The organism is Emcibacter sp., assembly GCF_963675455.1.
GTDB lineage: Bacteria > Pseudomonadota > Alphaproteobacteria > Sphingomonadales > Emcibacteraceae > Emcibacter.
The window spans coordinates 783,524-802,289 of sequence record NZ_OY776217.1; the positions used below are offsets into that span (position 1 = coordinate 783,524).

Here is an 18,766-nt window from a genome sequence, read left to right on the forward strand (position 1 = left end):
CCGGACGCCTGAAATCAGACATCAAGGTTGGCCACATTGAGGGCATTGTCCTGGATGAATTCCCGGCGCGGCTCCACCACATCCCCCATCAGCTTGGTGAAAATCTCGTCCGCCGTATCGCCGTGGTCCACTTTCACCTGCAGGAGAGTGCGGGCTTCCGGATCCAGGGTGGTTTCCCACAACTGGTTCGGATTCATTTCACCCAGCCCCTTGTAGCGCTGGATGGAAAGTCCCTTGCGCCCGTAGGACAGAATCACATTCAGCAGGTCACTGGGCAGAGAGACTGTGTGCCGGTCTTCCTTGCGGGTGATTATCGACGGTGTCGCAAATACCTCCCGACGGTCACGAGTGGTTTCATCAAGACGGCGGGCTTCAACGGATTCGATAAAGGCACGGTCAATGCGATAAACATCCTTGATGCCGCGGATCTCGTTTGTGAAAATCACACCGCCCTCTTCCGGGTCAACCCGGCCCTGCCAATTGTCTTCTCCTTCTGACGCCTTGACATTCATCCGGTCAACCACGTTGGAAATGGCGTCTTCCGCTCCCTTGCCTTCAAACAGAATCTCGGGATTAAGACCGCCAACGAGGGCCAGTTCCTCGACCAGTTCACGGTTGTATTTCAGCGGCACGCGACCCAGTGCCCGGCAGGTCTGCCGGACATTGCTGACCAGATCGACCAGGTCATTGCCGGCAATCTGCTCGCCGTTGCCGAGCACCAGCGTCATATCCTCCAGCGACTGGTTGATCAGATATTCCTCCAGTGCCGGATCGTCCTTGAGGTACACCTCCGACTTGCCCCGGCTCACCTTATAGAGCGGCGGCTGGGCGATATAGAGATAACCCTTCTCGAGAAGTTCCGGCATCTGACGATAGAAGAACGTCAGCAGAAGTGTGCGGATATGGGCGCCGTCCACGTCAGCATCGGTCATGATGATGATCTTGTGGTAGCGCAGTTTTTCAATATTGAAATCATCCCGGCCGATGCCGGTGCCGAGCGCCGTGATCAGGGTGCCTATTTCTGCAGAGGCCAGCATACGGTCAAACCTGGCCCGCTCCACATTAAGGATTTTACCCTTGAGCGGCAGAATCGCCTGATTGCCCCGGTGCCGGCCCTGTTTGGCGGAGCCGCCGGCGGAATCACCCTCCACCAGGAACAGTTCAGCCTTGGCCGGATCGCGTTCCTGACAGTCTGCCAGTTTGCCGGGCAGGGAGGAAATATCCAGCGCGCCCTTGCGGCGGGTCAGTTCACGGGCCTTGCGGGCGGCTTCACGGGCGGCTGCGGCCTCGACGATCTTGCCGATGATATTTCTGGCGTCGGAAGGATGTTCCTCGAACCATTGGCTGAGCTTTTCATTAAGCAGGCTCTCGACCACCGGACGCACCTCGGAAGATACCAGCTTGTCCTTGGTCTGTGAGGAAAATTTCGGATCCGGAACTTTTACAGACACTACGCAGGTCAGCCCCTCACGGGCATCATCACCGCTGATGTTGACCTTTTCTTTTTTGGCAATACCCGTTTCGTTGGCGTAATTATTTATGGTCCGGGTCAGGGCCGCACGGAAGCCGGCCAGATGGGTGCCGCCGTCGCGCTGGGGAATATTATTGGTGAAGCACAGTACATTTTCATGATAGCTGTCGTTCCACTGCAAGGAACATTCAAATGTAATACCGTCTTTTTCCCCACTTATGGTAATGGGCGCCTCTATCAGGCCGTTTTTCGAGCGGTCCAGATATTTGACAAATTCGGTAATGCCGCCTTCATAAAAGAGCTCGACCTCAGCCGGTTCGGCATGCCGATGATCCCGGATCACAACCCGGACCCCGCTATTGAGGAAGGCCAGTTCCCGGAACCTGTGTTCCAGCCGGTTAAAATCAAATTCGATATTCTTGAAGGTTTCCACAGAAGGCAGGAAGGTCACTTCGGTGCCGGTCTGACCCTTTTCCGAATCCCCTGTAATTTCCAGATCACCAATAGCTTCACCGCGCTCGAAACGCAGGAAATGCTCCTTGCCGTTCCGCCAGATCTTCAGTTCAAGATAATCAGACAGGGCGTTCACAACGGAAACCCCGACGCCGTGCAGACCACCGGAAACCTTGTAGCTGTTCTGGTCGAACTTGCCGCCGGCATGAAGCTGGGTCATGATCACCTGGGCAGCGGAAACACCTTCTTCCTCATGAATGTCCACCGGTATGCCACGTCCGTTGTCACGAACGGATACCGACCCGTTTGCGTTCAGGGTAACAAGTACCTTGTCGCAATAACCTGCCAGGGATTCGTCGATGGCATTGTCGGACACCTCGAACACCATATGGTGCAGGCCTGAGCCATCCTCGGTATCACCGATATACATGCCCGGCCGCTTGCGGACCGCATCCAGACCCTTCAGAACCTTGATGGATCCAGCGCCATAATGTTCTGCGCCTTCCGCTGCATCCTTGAATTCCGTTTCATCTGACATCCGATATTTCCCTCATCTACAGAGCAAAAGCATACTAACGGCTTTCGCTGTTCTGGTTATCTTCATTTATCCGGCCTTCGTCCACCCGGTACATTACTGCCCGGTCACCAAGGCTCTCGAACAGGCTGCGGTCGGTTCCGGTCATCCAGACCTGGGACCCGATAGCCCATAATTCATCAAACAGTGACGCCCGGCGCAGCTCATCCAGGTGAGCCGCCACCTCGTCCAGCAACAAGACAGGTGCGGCACCGAAATGCAGCGCTGTCAGGCGGGCACTGGCCAGGGTAATGCCGATCAGCAGCGCCTTCTGTTCGCCTGTGGAACAGAGTTCCGCCGGCATATCCTTATCCACATGGCGGACCAGAAGATCCGTACGGTGTGGTCCGGCGAGAGTACGTCCCGCCCGGCCGTCCTGAAGACGCATGCGGGTCAGTGTTTCCGCATATGTCTCTTCCACCTCAACCGCCGGTCGCTCCCGGAGCGCACTCTCCAGCTCTCCGTCCAGCGCCAGATGCGCCCGGGGAAAGCATGAGGTGGTCACCTCTATAGCGCCCGCCAGATGGTCCAGTGCCTGCAGCCGCGCCGCCGCAACGGCAACACCATGTTCTGCCATCCGCGCCTCGAGGGCAGACAACCAGGCCCCGTCGCCACAGCCGTCCGCCAGCAGCCTGTTCCGGTCCCGCATCACTTTCTCAAAGGCATTCACCTCCCGGGTATGAGCCGGATGGAAACCGGCAACAATCCGGTCAAGGAACTTCCGCCGCCCGGAGGCCGCTTCCAGAAACAACCTGTCCATTTGCGGCGTCAGCCAGATCACCTGCAGAAAATCACCCAGCACAGCCGGGCCGGAAACCGTTTCGCCGTCAATCCGCACAATGCGCCGGTCAAGGGTGTCTTCACCCCGGCCTGCCAGAGATACACTACTGTTCCGGGGCGCAAGACCGGTGCCTACTTCCATCTGGCCGTCCGGTGTATCAAGCCGTCCCGCCACCGCCCAGGAGCCATTCGCGCCAAGCCGTATCGCCTGGGACAGTTTGCACTGACGCAGACCGCGACCCGGCGCCAGAAAGGACACCGCTTCCAGAAGATTTGTCTTGCCCGCTCCGTTCGGACCGATAAAAACCGCATTGCGGCCTTCCGGCCTGATTTCAGCACGTTCGTAAGACCTGAAATCGGTCAGCAGGATTCTGTCCACAGCCACTCTGGGCTGCCGCTGTTCCTGCTCGATGACCAATGACTCCTGGTTCAGCATATTTGCACTTCCGATATGCTTTTTACGTCCGACATGCTGGCGACCCATACCGCTTCTGCACATACCAGCCGGGAATCGCTCTGCGCCTGGCCGATAATTTTTCGATCCTGTCGCCCGACAAAAATTTCACCTTATCCGGAATAACTCACACCCGCATGGGCATCAGTACATACAGCGCCCCTTCATCGGTCAGGTCCCGAAGAACCGTCGGCGCCGTTGAATCCGCCAGCAGCACCTCGGCCATATCACCATGGATCTGGGCCAGAATATCCAGCAGATAACGGGAATTAAATCCGATCTCCATATCTTCGGAGCTATAGCTACAGCCAAGCTCTTCCGTAGCTGTGCCGTGCTCAGGGCTGTTGACAGACAGCTGCAGCTTTCCTTCACCAATGGCAAGTTTGACAGAACGGGTTTTATCCGTGGAAATGGTGGACACCCTGTCCACGGCCTCGGCAAACTGCTTGGCATCAATTTCCATAACCCGGTCGTTACCTTCCGGAATGACCCGGGTGTAGTCGGGGAACGTGCCATCGATCAGCTTTGATGTCAGCACAATATCGGCAAAGGAAAAGCGGATTTTTGTTTCCGACAGGGCCACATCCACATCGCCCTCATATTCGTCAATCAGCTTGCGCAGCTCACCCACTGCCTTGCGCGGTACGATAATGCCCGGCATATCCGCTGCGCCTTCCGGCTGCTCCATGTCAAACCGCGCCAGACGGTGACCGTCGGTTGCCACGCCGCGCAGAACCGGTGCGCCCTCGTCATCGGTCGCCGCATGGACGTAAATGCCGTTCAGGTAATAACGGGTCTCTTCGGTGGAAACCGCAAAGCGGGTTTTGTCGATCAGCTTTTTCAGGTCAATGCTTGCCAGGCGGAAATTCACCGGCAGATCACCCTCGTTCATGACCGGGAAATCTTCCCGCGGCAGGCAGGACAGGGTAAAGCGGGATCTGCCGGCGCTGATGGACAGGCGCTGGGTATCGATATCGTAATAAAGCTCTATCTGGCTGCCTTCCGGCAGTTTGCGCACAATGTCATACAGGGTATGTGCCGGCGCCGTTATGCCACCCGGTTCCGCCGTCTCACCGGACACGGTCTCGGAAATGGCCAAATCAAGGTCAGTGGCGGCCAGATTCAGATGGCCTGCCTCGCCTTCCAGAAGAACGTTGGAAAGGATCGGAATGGTATTTCTGCGTTCAACAACACTCTGGATATGACCAAGGGATTTAAGTAGGGCACCGCGTTCGATATTCAGCTTCATTTTATAATCGCGCTTCTCATTTATAGATAAACAAACCATTTAAAAGTGGCTGGAATCTTCCCCTTTTTGACCGAAACCCGTCCGGGATTCACCGGATTCTGCAACAAGACAAATTGTGACTTCCTGTCCTGTTTTCCATACCACTCTTTTCCTGTCAGAGACTAGCACACAGGCAGCCCCGGTCAAAGGTCTTTTTGCAAGGTTTTTCGCCGAGTCGCCGAAGCAATGCCGAAGCAATGGAGGGCTCCGGCGGGGAACCCAGAAAATTGGGATAAATCAACCGGAAGACGGTATTGTCAGGTACTGAAAATACGCTCCAGATGAAGGATATCTTCCTCCAGAACACTATCCGTCTGACGCAGCTCGTCAATGCGTTTTACCGCATGCATAACGGTCGTGTGATCCCGGCCGCCAAACTGCCTGCCGATCTCCGGCAGCGACTTGGATGTCAGAGCCTTTGCCAGATACATGGCGATCTGGCGGGGCCGGGCCACCTGCCGGGCCCGGCGGGAGGACAAAAGGTCGGACAGGCGGATATTGAAATAATCAGCCACCCGCCGCTGGATTTCGTCGATGGTCACACGGCGGTCATTGGCTCTCAGAAGGTCCTGCAGCACCTCCTGGGTCATTTCCATGGTGATCGGCCGTCCGATCAGGGTGGCGTGGGCAATCATGCGGTTCAGCGCCCCTTCCAGTTCCCGCACATTGGAACTGATCCGTTTGGCCAGAAATTCCAGGACCTCGGTCTTGATTTCCACTTCCGGCACCGTGTTGGCCTTCTGCTGCAGAATACCGAGACGGAGCTCATAGTCGGTGGGATGGATGTCTGCCACCAGGCCCCAGCCGAGACGGGACCGGATGCGTTCCTCAATCCCCTCCAGATCGGTCGGCGAGCGGTCGGCGGAAATCACCACCTGGTGGTGATGGTCGATCAGCGCATTGAAGGTGTGAAAGAATTCTTCTTGGGTTGATTCCTTGTTGGCGATAAACTGCAGATCATCGATCATCAGCAGGTCCACTGACCTGAACTTCTGCTTGAAGGACATGGTATCCTTGAAGCGAATTGAACTGATGAACTGATACATGAACTGTTCCGCCGACAGATAGACAACCCGGCGTTCCGGGAACATCTGCTGGTTGGCCCAGGCAATGGCGTGCATCAGGTGGGTTTTACCCAGCCCCACGCCGCCGTGCAGGAAAAGCGGATTGAAATGGACCGCAGTATTTTCCGCCACCCGCCGGGCTGCCGCATAGGCCAGTTCATTGGACTTGCCAACGACAAAACTGTCAAAGGTAAAGCGGGGGTCAAGCGGTGCGCCGAAATCGCTGCCGGCATTATTCTGGACAACCCGGGTTGCAGGAGACGGCCGGGCAGCGGACGATGACTGCCGTTTCGCCGGAGCGGCTTTTTTGCGTGGTTTTTCTCCGGCTTCGACCTCGTCCCTTTCATCATTATCGAGCAGGCTTCCCTTGTCCGCGGACCGGAAGCCGGAAAGAACAATGATATCAATCTCGGTAACGTCAGGATTTTCCTTGCTCCAGGCCAGGCGGATTCGTTCCGCATAGTTGGACTGCAGCCAGTTGCGCATAAACCGCGTCGGCGCCGCCATGACGGCACAGCCCTCATCCACATTGACCAGGGCCAGGGGCTTGAACCAGCTGTTGAACACACCATCATCAAACTCGGTTTTCAGCCGTTCCAGAACACGGGACCATTGGAATTCCATGTCGTTTGCTACACCCTCACCGCCGAATTCCGGCCTTAACCCCTTGGAATTACGCATTTCTTCCCCTTATTTCTGAATCCATGGAAGATCTGCCGCCTTCCAGCCGTTCACCCTGCCCCGATGATTGTTTCCGTCGCGATCCCCCTCGAATCCCCCGGCGATGTTGTAACAGGCCTGATAACCGGCCGCTGCCGCCTTCTCTGCCGCCGCCCGGGAACGTACGCCGGACCGGCACAGGAAATAGACGGGCGCTGATTTCAGAATGCCCTGCTGTTCCATCATATCCACAAATTGATTGTTTACCTGCATGGCGGGATAGAGCTGCCAGCTGATCAGAACAGGCGCCTTGCCCAGGGCCCTCAGGTCGGGCACGCCGACAAAAGACCACTCGGCATCGGTTCTGACATCGACCAGAACAGCTTCCGGGTTTTCCTTCAATGTTGCCCAGGTTTCCTCAACTGAAACGTCTCCGGCAAATCCCGTCATTATTTTCTTATCCACCCTGTATCCGGAATTGCACCGGACCGTTAAACAATCAAAACTCTCTTGCCGCGCCCACACGGGCGGACCAACTTTAACTATCGAGAAAACACCCCGGTTTCAGGGTGTGTTTTGCATAACGGCGGTGTTTTTTCAGGCCCCAGGCGGGATCATTCATTATTACCTTTCCGTCACACGGTCTCCCCTCTCTAAACGGGAAACACAAGCCTACATTTCAGCGCCTGTGGCGGTCAACTGATTCGATGCACCACAATGCAAATAAATTCTCTCTATATGGCTTGACTTGGGGGTCGTACACAAGATGTAGTAGACACGTCAAAAGCTGTGCCAGGATGAAACAGTTTATCTGCATTTACAACTTGGCGCAGAAGACACCCGACGGCACAAAAAAACCGCACCCTGAAAGGTGCGGCTTTTCAGAACCATTTTTCGGCCAAAATCCGGTGGATTATCGGCGACTCGGTAATGTCTTATGCAGAGATGGCTTTCACACGTTTTGCCAGCCGGGAAACTTTCCGCGAAGCTGTCTTTTTGTGCATAACGCCCTTGGTCACACCGCGCATCAGCTCGGGCTGTGCCTGGCGAAGGGCTTCACGGGCTTCATCCGCATTTCCGGCTTCCAGAGCCAGCTCTACTTTTTTCACAAAAGTGCGAATCCGGCTGCGCCGTGATTTGTTGATCTCTGTTCTTGTTGCGTTACGACGAACTCTTTTTTTGGCCTGTAATGTATTTGCCATCAGGTAAACCTATCTTTCCTATAAAGCTGTGTTCTGCATCATGTTGTCCCGGGATAATCATTTCCAGGGGAAACCGGAGAATCGCCAGCCTCAAAACCTTTTGATTAATTTTCAAGTCGTGGCTTATAAACATGCCCGCGGGCAAGGTCAACAAGCTTTTCACACTGCATCCGCAATTTTAGCCAGATTCCCGATAAAAAACAGCCCTGCGCCTGAATAAAAGTCACAAAAGCCAGCAAGGCGGCCTTTTCAAAGTCTCATTTTCAGAGGCACGAACCTATTTATGCTTGAATTCCGGCGTTCTCTTTTCGGCAAAAGCGGACATGCCTTCCTTCTGGTCCTCTGTCGCAAACAGGGAATGGAAAATCCGCCGCTCAAACATCACCCCTTCGGCCAGGGTGGTTTCATAAGCCTTGTTGACGCATTCCTTGGCAATCATCACGGACGGCAGGGACAGTTCGGCAATCTTTTTTGCCGTGGCCAGCGCCTCTTCCACCAGCTGATCGGTGGGAACAATCCGGCTGACCAGGCCTGAACGCTCTGCTTCTTCTGCATCCATCATGCGGCCTGTCAGGATCATGTCCATGGCTTTGGACTTGCCGACAAAACGGGTCAGGCGCTGGGTGCCGCCGGCGCCTGGAATCACCCCCAGCTTGATTTCAGGCTGGCCGAATTTTGCATTCTCCGCGGCCAGGATAAAGTCGCACATCATGGCAAGTTCACATCCGCCGCCAAGCGCATATCCCGCAACCGCCGCAATGATCGGTTTGCGGCAACGGGTGGCTTCTTCCCAGTTGGTGGTAATGAAGTCTTCCTTGAACACATCCATGTACGTCTTGGACTGCATTTCCTTGATGTCGGCGCCGGCGGCAAAAGCCTTTTCGCTGCCGGTGATCACGATGGCCCGGATTTCGTCATCTGCCTCGAAGGCGCGCAGGGCTTCGGTCATCTCATTCATCAACTGGCCGTTCAGCGCATTCAGAGCCTCGGGCCGGTTCAGGGTAATCAGACCAACCGGTTCCTTGCGATCCACCAGAATCATTTCATAGGACATGCTTCTTCTCCTTGTTTATTCAGGCCGGGTTTTATTCAGGCCGGCTAGTCATCGGGCCGGGACAAGCGCCCCTGCCGATCGAGCCATCGGGTTATTGTTACTCAGGAGTAACTGAATAGCGAATAACCGTCTGCCGATCAAATGAAATTGTGATGACCAGATATTCACTGTCCCGTCTGGCCGTCAGGCAATAAAGTGATTCTTCATCACACTGGTCATCCGGCACCGGATTCTGCGACACCTTCCAGCCCAGCGACGGCACCACCACCCGGTAATAGTCATATACCTCAAGGGCAGCGACTTTCCCGCTGGCCATGGCCTTGATAATACGGCCGCCGGGGCTGTCAAACACCACCCGCTCATCCTCTATCTCCAGGGTTCCGGGAAACAGCGGAAGATCGAGATCAGTCATAAAGCTTTCCTGTTCCGCTGCAACTGACAGATGTGCGAGTGGAACCATGAGGGACAGGCCGATCATCAGACTCAAAAAAAAGCGTCGTACTGTCGTCATAAATGAATTTTCCCGGTTGCCTCGTTTTGAATCCTGCGCCTGCGACAGCATAGCTAACCCTGACAGGCAGGACAATAGAATGTGGAACGGCCGCTTTGCACGATGCGCCGGATTTCATGGCCGCACCCCTCTTTCAGGCAGATTTCTCCCTCCCGGCCGTAAACGGCGAAATTATGCTGGAAATAGCCGAGTTCGCCGTCCACCCGGGCATAATCCTTCAGGGTCGATCCCCCGGCGGCAATCGCCCGCTGCAACACATCGCGGATCACCGGCACCAGACGCGCCGCCCGTTTCCCGGTCACGGACGCCGCCTGTCGTTTGGGGGAAATACCCGCATAAAAGAGCGCCTCACAGACATAGATATTGCCAAGCCCGGCGACAACCTTCTGGTCCAGCAGGGCATTTTTGACCGGCGTTTTCCGGCCCCTGAATTTTTCCGAAAGATAAAGATCGTCAAATTCATTGCCCAGCGGTTCGGGTCCCATGCCGGCAAACAGTTTATGGTTGGACAGGTCTTCCTCCGGGCACAGGTCCATCAGACCGAACCGGCGCGGATCGTTAAAGACCACCCGGTCGCCGCGGTCGGTGTCGAAAACCACATGATCATGTTTACCCAGAGCCTGTGCCTCTTTTTCGGCGGCCGGCACCAGTGTCATGCGCCCGGACATGCCCAGATGTATGATCAGCACCTCGCCGGACGACAGATGGGCCAGAATATATTTGGCCCGGCGGCTGATTCTGTCGACCCGCTGCCCCTGCAGACGTTCGGCAAATTTTTCGGGAAAGGGAAATCTGAGATCCGGCCGGCGTTGCAGCACTCCGGTCAGCACCCGGCCCTCCAGAACGGGGGCGATCCCCCGGCAGACTGTTTCCACTTCTGGCAATTCAGGCATAAGCCCTCCTGATTCTTGTCCCTGCCACAACATTAAACTGGAACAGCCCCGTTGAGTAGGTTATGTTCCGCAACATGACCGAGAAGAATACAGAAGCGCCCTCAAAAGACCAGAGCGAAACCACCCATTTCGGATACCGTACCGTCGAGGCGGAAAAGAAACAGGGACTGGTCCGTAATGTTTTTGACAATGTGGCCCGCAAATACGACCTGATGAATGACGTCATGAGCGCCGGCCTGCACCGCCTGTGGAAAGACGAACTGATCCGGGTCCTGCGTCCGCAACCGGGCATGAAGCTGATCGATGTGGCCGGCGGCACCGGCGATATCGCCTTCCGTTTTCTGGAAGCGGCACGACGGATCCCGGGCAATGCGGACAATCCCGCAGAAGTGACTGTCTGCGACATCAATAACAACATGCTGACCGTCGGCCGGGACCGGGCCATTGACCGGGGCATCCTGGAAAATATCGACTGGGTCTGCGGCAATGCGGAGGCCCTGCCGCTGCCGGACAGCTGCATGGACGCCTATACCATCGCCTTCGGCATCCGCAACGTGACCAACATTGACAAGGCGCTGGCCGAGGCCCGCCGGGTTCTCAAGCCGGGCGGGCATTTCCTGTGTCTGGAATTCAGCCATGTTGATCTGCCGCTGCTGGAAAAGCTCTATGATGTCTATAGTTTTGAACTGATCCCCCGCTTTGGCCAGTGGATCACAGGGGACAAGGACAGCTACCAGTATCTGGTCGAAAGTATCCGGCGGTTTCCGTCCCAGGATAAATTCAAAGGCATGATTTCCGAAGCCGGCTTCAAACAGGTCAGCTATCGCAATATGTCCGGCGGTGTTGTCGCCCTGCATTCGGGATGGCGGATCTGAGATGTTTCGCACTGTTCGCCATATAGGCCGCCTGATCCGGGTCGGTTTCACACTGGCGCAGCATGACGCATTGACCGACCTGCTCGATCTGTTCGGTGAAAGGCCCAGGGCCCTGGACCAGCTGAAAAGCATGCGCAAGGTCCGTCGTCCGGCGGAAGGTGAAACACCCAATACGCGGCTTGTTCTGGCCCTGCAAAGCCTGGGCCCCACTTTTATCAAGTTCGGGCAGGCGCTGGCCACCCGGCCGGACATTATCGGTGCCGAAGTGGCGCTCGACCTGATGCGCCTGCAGGACCGGGTCGCGCCCTTTCCCGGCAGCGAAGCCAGCAAAATTGTCGCCGCCGATCTTGGCGGTGATATTTCCCAATTCTTTTCCGATTTCGATGAAGAACCGGTTGCCGCGGCTTCCATCGCCCAGGTTCACCGGGCGACAACAACCGACGGCCGCAAGGTAGCGGTCAAGGTGTTGCGTCCCGGCATCGAACAGGCCTTTGCCCGCGATCTGGAAAGCTTTGACTGGCTGGCGCGGGTGGTCGAACGCTATTCCCGCAAGTCCCGCCGCCTGCGGCCGACCAAGGTCATTGAGACCATTTCCGAAACCATTTCCATGGAGATGGACTTTCGCTATGAGGCCGCCGCTTCCTCGCAATTGAAGGAAAGCATGCAACACTACCCGGACTATGATGTGCCGGAAGTGGACTGGGACCGCACCGGCCGACAGGTCCTGACCACCGAATGGGTGGACGGCATCGCCTTTTCCGACCGGGAGGCCCTGGAAAAATCCGGCCTCGACCGCAAAATCCTGGCGCAACGCCTGGTACAGGTTTTCCTGTCGCAGGCGCTGGACGACGGTTTTTTCCATGCCGACCTGCACCAGGGTAACCTGTTTGCCTGTGAAGGAAACAGCATTACCGCCATCGATTTCGGCATTATGGGACAAATCGACCGCAAAACCCGCCGGGCGCTGGCAGAGATTCTTTATGGTTTTATCACCCGGGATTATGACAGGGTCGCCCAGGCGCATTTCGATATCGGCTATGTGCACCAGGACCAGTCGCTGGATAAATTCAAACAGGCCCTCAGGGCCATTGGCGATCCAGTGATCGGCAAGCCGGTCAATGAAATTTCCGTAGGGCGCCTGCTGTCCCAGCTGTTTGAAACCACCGAAACCTTCAATATGCAGACCCAGCCGCAGCTATTGCTGCTGCAGAAAACCATGGTGACTGTTGAGGGTGTGGCGCTGGATCTGGACCCCGATATCAATATGTGGGAAAGCTCCCGGCCAATCATTGAAAACTGGATGAAGAAAAACCTGGGCCCCCAGGCACAGATTCGCGATTTTACGGAAACAGCTGTCTCGATCATCCGGAAAATGCCGAAACTTGTCGACGATCTTGAACAGATCGCCGAATCTGCAAAACACATGCAGACTTTTGCCGGCAGAGGCCGGGACTCAGGCTGGAGCAAACCCTTTCTTCTGGGGCTGGCCGGCGGCCTGATCGCCAGCACATTTGCCTATCTTATGTATATCTCGTTTAATTAACATCATTTTTGCGGTAAAATATTGATTTTCCACAAACCCGGACCTACATTGTTGCCGGTGTAGAATTTCAGTTGGATTCCCGTGAGCGATTTGAGTTGATGTCGGATATTTTAAACAACAAACGGCTTTTGCTGATCATTGGCGGCGGTATTGCCGCCTACAAGGTGCTGGAACTGATCCGGCGACTGAAAGAACGCAATGTCAGAATTCGCCCCATCCTCACCAAAGGCGGCGCCCAGTTTGTCACCCCGCTGTCAGTCAGCGCCCTGGCCGAGGAAAAAGTCTATCAGGATATTTTCTCCCTGACCGACGAGGCGGAAATGGGCCATATCCGCCTGTCCCGGGAAACGGATCTGGTGCTGGTGGCGCCTGCCACCGCCGACCTGATGGCGAAAATGGCCGCCGGCATTGCAGACGACCTGGCCACCACCACCCTGCTGGCCACTGACAAACCTGTCCTGATCGCACCCAGCATGAACACCATGATGTGGGAGCATCCGGCCACCCAGCGTAATCTTGACCGGCTTCAGGAGGATGGCATCGGGATCATCCAGCCGGGCTCAGGCGATCTGGCCTGCGGCGAAGTGGGCGCCGGGCGGCTGGCGGAAGTGCCGGATATCATCCGCACCATCGAGAATTTCTTCGAAAGCCGCCGGGCCCAAAGTGCGCTTACCGGTAAACATGTAATTGTCACGGCCGGCCCGACCCATGAGGCCATCGACCCGGTCCGCTATATCGCCAACAGATCGAGCGGTAAACAGGGTTATGCCATTGCCTCGGCGCTGGTCGATCTTGGCGCCCGGGTCACACTGGTGTCCGGGCCGACCGCGCTGGACTGTCCCGACGGGGTGGAGCGGATCAATGTGGAAACGGCCCGGGACATGAATGCCGCGGTCGACGCCGCCCTGCCGGCGGATGTGGCTGTCTGTGTAGCCGCCGTTGCCGACTGGCGTACAGAAGGCTGCGCCGAGCAGAAAATCAAGAAACAGGGCGGCGGTCTGCCGGACCTGCATCTGGTGGAAAATCCTGATATACTGAGGGCGCTTTCGCAAAAATCCGAAAGACGTCCCGCCCTGGTTATCGGCTTTGCCGCCGAAACGGAGAATGTGGCCGATCATGCCCGCGCCAAAAGGGAGCGCAAGGGCTGTGACTGGATTGTCGCCAACAATGTTTCCTTCTCGGACGGAGTCAGCGTCATGGGGGGCGACACAAATGCAGTACTTCTGATCACGGAAGAGGGAGAACTATCCTGGCCGGAAGCGGGCAAGGACCAGATCGCCCGGCAACTGGCCGCGGAAATAGAAAAAAAATTCAGACAACAGGCAGAACAGGAAAAAAAATGACAACAGTAGGCATACAGATACTGGAGCACGGTCAGGGATTGAAACTGCCGGAATATGAAACATCCCACAGCGCCGGCATGGACCTGATGGCCGCGGTGGCCGAGGGCGAGGAAATTGTCCTGAAACCGGGCGACCGCCAACTCATCCCGACCGGCTTTGCCATGGCACTGCCCGGCGATTTTGAAGCCCAGGTCCGTCCCAGGTCCGGGTTGGCCTGGAAAAACGGCGTGACCGTTCTCAATTCGCCCGGCACCATTGATGCGGACTATCGCGGCGAAGTGAAGGTTATCCTGGTCAATCATGGCCGGGAAGATTTTGTCATCACCCGCGGCATGCGAATTGCCCAGATGGTCATTGCCCCGGTCACACAGATCGGCTGGGACCAGCGTGATAGCCTGGATGACACCGCACGCGGCAGTGGCGGCTTCGGCTCTACCGGCGTAAGCACCTAAGACGCGGAGGATATCCATGTTTCGACTGACCAAAAAAATGATCTATGCCCTGGAAGCCGTTGTCGATATTGCCTACAACGGCCGGGTCAATCCAGTGCAAAGCCGCGACATTACCAAACGGCAGGGCATTCCCCAGCGCTATCTTGAACAGGTCATGCAACAGCTTGTCCGCACCGGCATTCTCAAGGGCGTGCGCGGCCCCAAGGGAGGATACTTTCTGGCCCGGGAACGGCGCCGGATTACAGTGGGGGAGATCGTCCGGGTCATCAACGAACTGGATAGCAAAAGTGTGAGGACGGAATTTGTGTCCCAGTCAGACCTCGGCGTCAAGGTGATCAATCCGCTGCTGGAGGAACTGAACAGGAAAATTATGGACAGGCTGGACAATATCACATTGCAGGATCTTTGCGAGCGCGCCACAATTGAAGGAGTCGAATCTGACTCCGCCCGGGAATTTGTTTTTACCATCTAGAACACTGACCGCTACGTCGGATATTTTGACATTCATCAGGAGGCTAACATGACCGTAACAGAAACAGGCACCACAGGCCGGGGCAAGGTCTATGACAATATTATTGAAACACTGGGCAATACCCCGCTGGTCCGTATGAACCGCATGAATGCAGGATCCGGCGTTGAAATCCTGCTGAAGCTGGAATTTTTCAATCCGCTTGCCTCGGTCAAGGACCGCATCGGCGCGTCCATGATCGCCGACCTGGAAAAACAGGGAAAAATCAAGGAAAACACCAGAATTATCGAACCGACGTCAGGCAATACGGGCATTGCGCTGGCCTTTGTCTGTGCCGCCAAGGGATATGACCTGACCCTGGTCATGCCGGAAAGCATGTCCATCGAGCGCCGCAAAATGTTGTCCCTTCTGGGGGCGCATCTTGAACTGACCCCGGCGGAAAAAGGCATGAAGGGCGCGATTTCCCGGGCTGCCGAGCTTGTCCAGGAAGACGAGAATGCGATCATGCCGCAGCAGTTCGCCAATCCGGCCAATCCGGCCATTCATGACATCACCACCGCCGAGGAAATCTGGAATGATACCGAAGGCAAGGTCGATGTCATCATCAGCGGCGTTGGCACCGGCGGCACATTGACCGGCATCGCACGGACCCTGAAACCGCGCAAGGACAGCCTTAAAATTGTCGCCGTTGAGCCCGAAGACAGTCCGATCCTGTCCGGCGGCCAGCCCGGGCCTCATAAGATCCAGGGCATCGGCGCCGGATTCGTGCCGCCGATCCTGGCCACTGAATTTATCGACGAGGTTCTGACCATCGGCAATGAAACCGCCTTTGAAGTCGCCCGCCAGGTCGCCCGGGAAGAAGGTATTCCCGTCGGCATTTCCTCCGGTGCCGCCATTGCCGCCGCCCTGGAACTTGCGGAACGGGAAGACATGAAAGGCAAACAGATTGTCGTCATCATTCCGTCCTTCGCCGAACGTTACCTGACGACTGCATTGTTCGAGGGCCTGTAAAATGCCGGAAGCGGGTGGACCGGTTGCGATTCTTCGCATCAGCGACACTGAAAGTACAGTGCCCCTAGACGAGATCACCATCGACCGGTTCCTGGCCGAAGCCCGGGCCGCAGGTCTGGAGGAATTCTGCGTCTATTGTAACGGCGAGGAAGTGGAGAGCCCCGGTGACCTGCTGGCCATCGAAAATGCAATCTATGTGGTCGCCCCGCCCGAAGAAGACCTTCCAGACGATGAGGATGAAGATGGCCACTGGCCCGAGGATGCCCCGAGCGCATGATTCTTACCGACGAACAGCTTGATCGATATGCCCGTCATGTCATTCTCAAGGAAGTCGGCGGGGCCGGGCAGCAGAAACTTCTGGCGTCGAAAGTTCTTGTCATCGGGGCCGGCGGGCTCGGCAGCCCGCTGATCCTTTACCTTGCCGCCGCAGGGGTCGGCACCATCGGCATTGTGGATGATGATGTGGTCGACCTCAGCAACCTGCAACGCCAGGTCATCCATATGACGGACAAGGTCGGCGCCGCCAAAACAGCCAGCACTGCAGAGCTTGTGGCCCGGCTCAACCCGGACGTTCACACTATCCAGCATAACCTGCGCCTTGACGCGGGCAACGCGGAAAGCATCCTTGCCGGCTATGACCTTGTCGTCGACGGTACAGATAACTTTGCCACCCGTTTTCTGGTCAATGACCTTTGTCTCCGCCACCAGAAACCGCTCATCTCCGGCGCCCTGAGCCAGTTTGACGGCCAGCTTGCCACCTTCAAGGGATATCTTGCCGACAAGCCCTGTTATCGCTGCCTTGTGCCGGAAGATCCGGGCAATATCGGCAACTGCGCCGAGGACGGCATATTGGGAGCCGTGGCCGGCGTTATCGGCAGCCTGATGGCAACGGAAGCCCTCAAGGAACTGCTCGGACTGGGGGAAAGCCTGGCCGGAAAGCTTTTGATCTATGATGCCCTCGGGACCACCTTCCGCAGGATTGGTCTGCCGAAGGATCCGGGCTGTCCCTATTGTAAAACCCATGACTGAACGACAGACATTTTCCAGCCGGCAGGAGATTGAAAGCCTCGCCGATCGTCTCTGCGCTGAATGCCTGCCAAAGGTGGAATGGACTCACGAGGGCCATCTCGCGGCAGGCTATTGCCTGCTCCGCCGCCACGGGCTGGAAAAATGTCTTGAGGAAATGCCCGGTATTATCCGGCGGCACAACATCTCTGTCGGTACGCCTAATTCGGACTCTGACGGCTATCACGAAACCATTACGCTTTTTTATCTTAAGGCCATTGATGCCTATATAGGGAAACTGCCGCCAACGTCAGAGCCGGGTCAGGCTATGTGGAAGGCCTCAACCGGCTGATCCTCGGCCCCTATGGCGACAAGGACTTTCAGCTGCATTATTACAGCGAGGCACTTTTGTTTTCCGTCAACGCCCGGCACCAGTGGGTGGAACCGGATCTGCAGCCGCTTGATTTTCCGGAGTTGCCTTAAGTCCAGTCTTCCAGCACCCGGTCCGGCGGATTGTGACCGTCGGCAAAGGTCTTGATATTGATCAGAACCTTTTCCCCCATGTCGTTACGCCCTTCCATAGTGGCTGAGCCCATATGCGGCAGGGCCACAACATTGGGCATCTGCAAAAGCTTGGGATTGACCGCCGGTTCGTTTTCAAACACGTCAAGACCGGCGCCCCCGAGCTGGTCCGCCTTGAGCATGCGGATCAGGGCATTTTCGTCAATGACCTCGCCGCGGGAGGTATTGATGATATAGGCGTGTTTCTGCAAAAGCTTCAGCCGACGGGCCGACAGCAGATGGTAAGTTGCCGGAGTATGCGGGCAGTTCACGGAAATAATATCCATGCGGGCCAACATCTGGTCAAGGCTTTCCCAATAAGTGGCTTCAAGCTCCTCCTCCAGGCCAGTGCTGACCCGGTGGCGGTTGTGGTAATGGATGGACAGGCCAAAGGCCTTTGCCCGGCGGGCCACAGCCTGGCCGATCCGGCCCATGCCGACGATGCCCAGGCGCTTGCCCCAGATCCTGGTACCCAGCATGCCGGTCGGCGCCCATCCGCCCCAGTCGCCTGATTTCAGAAGGTCCACGCCCTCGATAAGACGCCGCGGTACGGCCAGAAGAAGGGCCATGGTCATGTCAGCGGTATCCTCGGTCAGCACACCGGGCGTGTTGGTCACGGTAATGCCGCGCTGGCGGGCGCTGGCCAGGTCAATATGGTCGACCCCGGCACCATAGTTGGCAATCAGTTTCAGGTCCGGGCCGGCCTGGGCCAGAATGCGGGCATCGATACGATCAGTCACGGTCGGGACCAGAACATCAGCCTCTTTGACCGCCTCAATCATTTCCGCAGTGGAAAAGGCACGGTCTTCCAGATTGAGTTTCACATCAAAAAGCTCCATCATCCGTGTCTCGATGGGGTCCGGCAATTTTCGCGTAACAATAACCAATGGCTTTCTGGAAGACATCCGGCAGCTCCGTATTTCTCGATTTTATTTATATGGGAGAGGGGTGTGACACAAATCCTCTTTCCCCAATGTCTAGCAGATGTTTAGCCGACTTTCAAATGTCTAGACAAAAGAAATTCTACCCACGGGTAAACATTCTTGCCCCTTGACGTAAAGCCGCCGGAAGGACATAAATTCAGTCACGGGAGAAAACATCAA

The 18,766-nt window shown here is 56.4% G+C and carries 20 protein-coding genes; 10 read left to right on the forward strand and 10 right to left on the reverse strand.

Features of this window, described 5'->3' with window-relative positions:
- Positions 1-14: 14 nt before the first annotated feature.
- From gyrB to mutM, 9 genes are all read right to left on the reverse strand, one after another.
- On the reverse strand, positions 15-2,462 hold the full coding sequence (gyrB, locus tag ACORNT_RS03610) for a DNA topoisomerase (ATP-hydrolyzing) subunit B (protein WP_321395453.1): 2,448 nt from the start codon (positions 2,460-2,462) through the stop codon (positions 15-17).
- Between the two features lie 34 nt (positions 2,463-2,496).
- The gene (gene recF, locus ACORNT_RS03615) at positions 2,497-3,714 is read right to left on the reverse strand and encodes a DNA replication/repair protein RecF (protein ID WP_321395455.1); all 1,218 of its coding nucleotides are present in this window, start codon (positions 3,712-3,714) and stop codon (positions 2,497-2,499) included.
- A gap of 145 nt (positions 3,715-3,859) precedes the next feature.
- Positions 3,860-4,981 carry a DNA polymerase III subunit beta gene (gene dnaN / locus ACORNT_RS03620; RefSeq protein WP_321395457.1) on the reverse strand — a complete coding sequence of 374 codons (1,122 nt, stop codon included), beginning with the start codon at positions 4,979-4,981 and terminating at the stop codon, positions 3,860-3,862.
- A 296-nt stretch (positions 4,982-5,277) separates the two neighbouring features.
- A complete protein-coding gene (dnaA, locus tag ACORNT_RS03625; RefSeq protein WP_321395459.1) occupies positions 5,278-6,765 on the reverse strand; it encodes a chromosomal replication initiator protein DnaA in 1,488 nt (495 codons plus the stop codon).
- A gap of 9 nt (positions 6,766-6,774) precedes the next feature.
- Positions 6,775-7,209, reverse strand: a complete 435-nt coding sequence (locus tag ACORNT_RS03630) for a rhodanese-like domain-containing protein (protein WP_321395462.1) — start codon at positions 7,207-7,209, stop codon at positions 6,775-6,777.
- Between the two features lie 470 nt (positions 7,210-7,679).
- Positions 7,680-7,946: a 30S ribosomal protein S20 gene (gene rpsT, locus ACORNT_RS03635; RefSeq protein ID WP_321395464.1), complete on the reverse strand. Its 267-nt coding sequence runs from the start codon at positions 7,944-7,946 to the stop codon at positions 7,680-7,682.
- A gap of 277 nt (positions 7,947-8,223) precedes the next feature.
- Positions 8,224-9,000, reverse strand: coding sequence for an enoyl-CoA hydratase (locus ACORNT_RS03640; RefSeq protein ID WP_321395466.1), 777 nt, complete (start codon positions 8,998-9,000; stop codon positions 8,224-8,226).
- 97 nt (positions 9,001-9,097) lie between these two features.
- Entirely contained in the window at positions 9,098-9,511 is a 414-nt protein-coding gene (locus ACORNT_RS03645) for a hypothetical protein (RefSeq protein ID WP_321395468.1), read from the reverse strand.
- A 53-nt stretch (positions 9,512-9,564) separates the two neighbouring features.
- Positions 9,565-10,404: a bifunctional DNA-formamidopyrimidine glycosylase/DNA-(apurinic or apyrimidinic site) lyase gene (gene mutM, locus ACORNT_RS03650; protein ID WP_321395470.1), complete on the reverse strand. Its 840-nt coding sequence runs from the start codon at positions 10,402-10,404 to the stop codon at positions 9,565-9,567.
- A 74-nt stretch (positions 10,405-10,478) separates the two neighbouring features.
- Between mutM and ubiE the strand changes: the two genes are divergently transcribed.
- The 10 genes from ubiE to ACORNT_RS03700 all read left to right on the forward strand — a co-directional run bounded on the left by ubiE (position 10,479) and on the right by ACORNT_RS03700 (position 17,585).
- A complete protein-coding gene (gene ubiE, locus ACORNT_RS03655) occupies positions 10,479-11,279 on the forward strand; it encodes a bifunctional demethylmenaquinone methyltransferase/2-methoxy-6-polyprenyl-1,4-benzoquinol methylase UbiE (protein WP_321395472.1) in 801 nt (266 codons plus the stop codon).
- A 1-nt stretch (position 11,280) separates the two neighbouring features.
- Positions 11,281-12,822: a 2-polyprenylphenol 6-hydroxylase gene (ubiB, locus tag ACORNT_RS03660; protein WP_321395475.1), complete on the forward strand. Its 1,542-nt coding sequence runs from the start codon at positions 11,281-11,283 to the stop codon at positions 12,820-12,822.
- 98 nt (positions 12,823-12,920) lie between these two features.
- Complete coding sequence (gene coaBC / locus ACORNT_RS03665; protein ID WP_321395477.1) at positions 12,921-14,165, forward strand: bifunctional phosphopantothenoylcysteine decarboxylase/phosphopantothenate--cysteine ligase CoaBC; 1,245 nt, start codon at positions 12,921-12,923, stop codon at positions 14,163-14,165.
- Positions 14,162-14,617: a dUTP diphosphatase gene (gene dut / locus ACORNT_RS03670; protein ID WP_321395479.1), complete on the forward strand. Its 456-nt coding sequence runs from the start codon at positions 14,162-14,164 to the stop codon at positions 14,615-14,617. Before coaBC ends, dut begins: the two co-directional genes overlap by 4 nt.
- A 16-nt stretch (positions 14,618-14,633) precedes the next feature.
- Positions 14,634-15,089, forward strand: a complete 456-nt coding sequence (locus ACORNT_RS03675; RefSeq protein ID WP_321395481.1) for an Rrf2 family transcriptional regulator — start codon at positions 14,634-14,636, stop codon at positions 15,087-15,089.
- 48 nt (positions 15,090-15,137) lie between these two features.
- Positions 15,138-16,097 carry a cysteine synthase A gene (gene cysK / locus ACORNT_RS03680; protein WP_321395483.1) on the forward strand — a complete coding sequence of 320 codons (960 nt, stop codon included), beginning with the start codon at positions 15,138-15,140 and terminating at the stop codon, positions 16,095-16,097.
- A 1-nt stretch (position 16,098) separates the two neighbouring features.
- Positions 16,099-16,374, forward strand: coding sequence for a hypothetical protein (locus tag ACORNT_RS03685; protein ID WP_321395485.1), 276 nt, complete (start codon positions 16,099-16,101; stop codon positions 16,372-16,374).
- Positions 16,371-17,126, forward strand: a complete 756-nt coding sequence (locus ACORNT_RS03690) for a molybdopterin-synthase adenylyltransferase MoeB (protein WP_321395487.1) — start codon at positions 16,371-16,373, stop codon at positions 17,124-17,126. Before ACORNT_RS03685 ends, ACORNT_RS03690 begins: the two co-directional genes overlap by 4 nt.
- Positions 17,119-17,454 carry a hypothetical protein gene (locus tag ACORNT_RS03695; RefSeq protein WP_321395489.1) on the forward strand — a complete coding sequence of 112 codons (336 nt, stop codon included), beginning with the start codon at positions 17,119-17,121 and terminating at the stop codon, positions 17,452-17,454. The genes ACORNT_RS03690 and ACORNT_RS03695 overlap by 8 nt, the downstream gene beginning before the upstream one ends.
- Positions 17,433-17,585 carry a hypothetical protein gene (locus ACORNT_RS03700; protein ID WP_321395491.1) on the forward strand — a complete coding sequence of 51 codons (153 nt, stop codon included), beginning with the start codon at positions 17,433-17,435 and terminating at the stop codon, positions 17,583-17,585. The genes ACORNT_RS03695 and ACORNT_RS03700 overlap by 22 nt, the downstream gene beginning before the upstream one ends.
- Here the strand turns inward: ACORNT_RS03700 and ACORNT_RS03705 are convergent.
- Positions 17,582-18,568 (reverse strand): D-glycerate dehydrogenase, encoded by a 987-nt coding sequence (locus ACORNT_RS03705; RefSeq protein WP_321395493.1) that lies wholly within the window; start codon positions 18,566-18,568, stop codon positions 17,582-17,584. The genes ACORNT_RS03700 and ACORNT_RS03705 overlap by 4 nt on opposite strands.
- Positions 18,569-18,766: the final 198 nt, after the last annotated feature.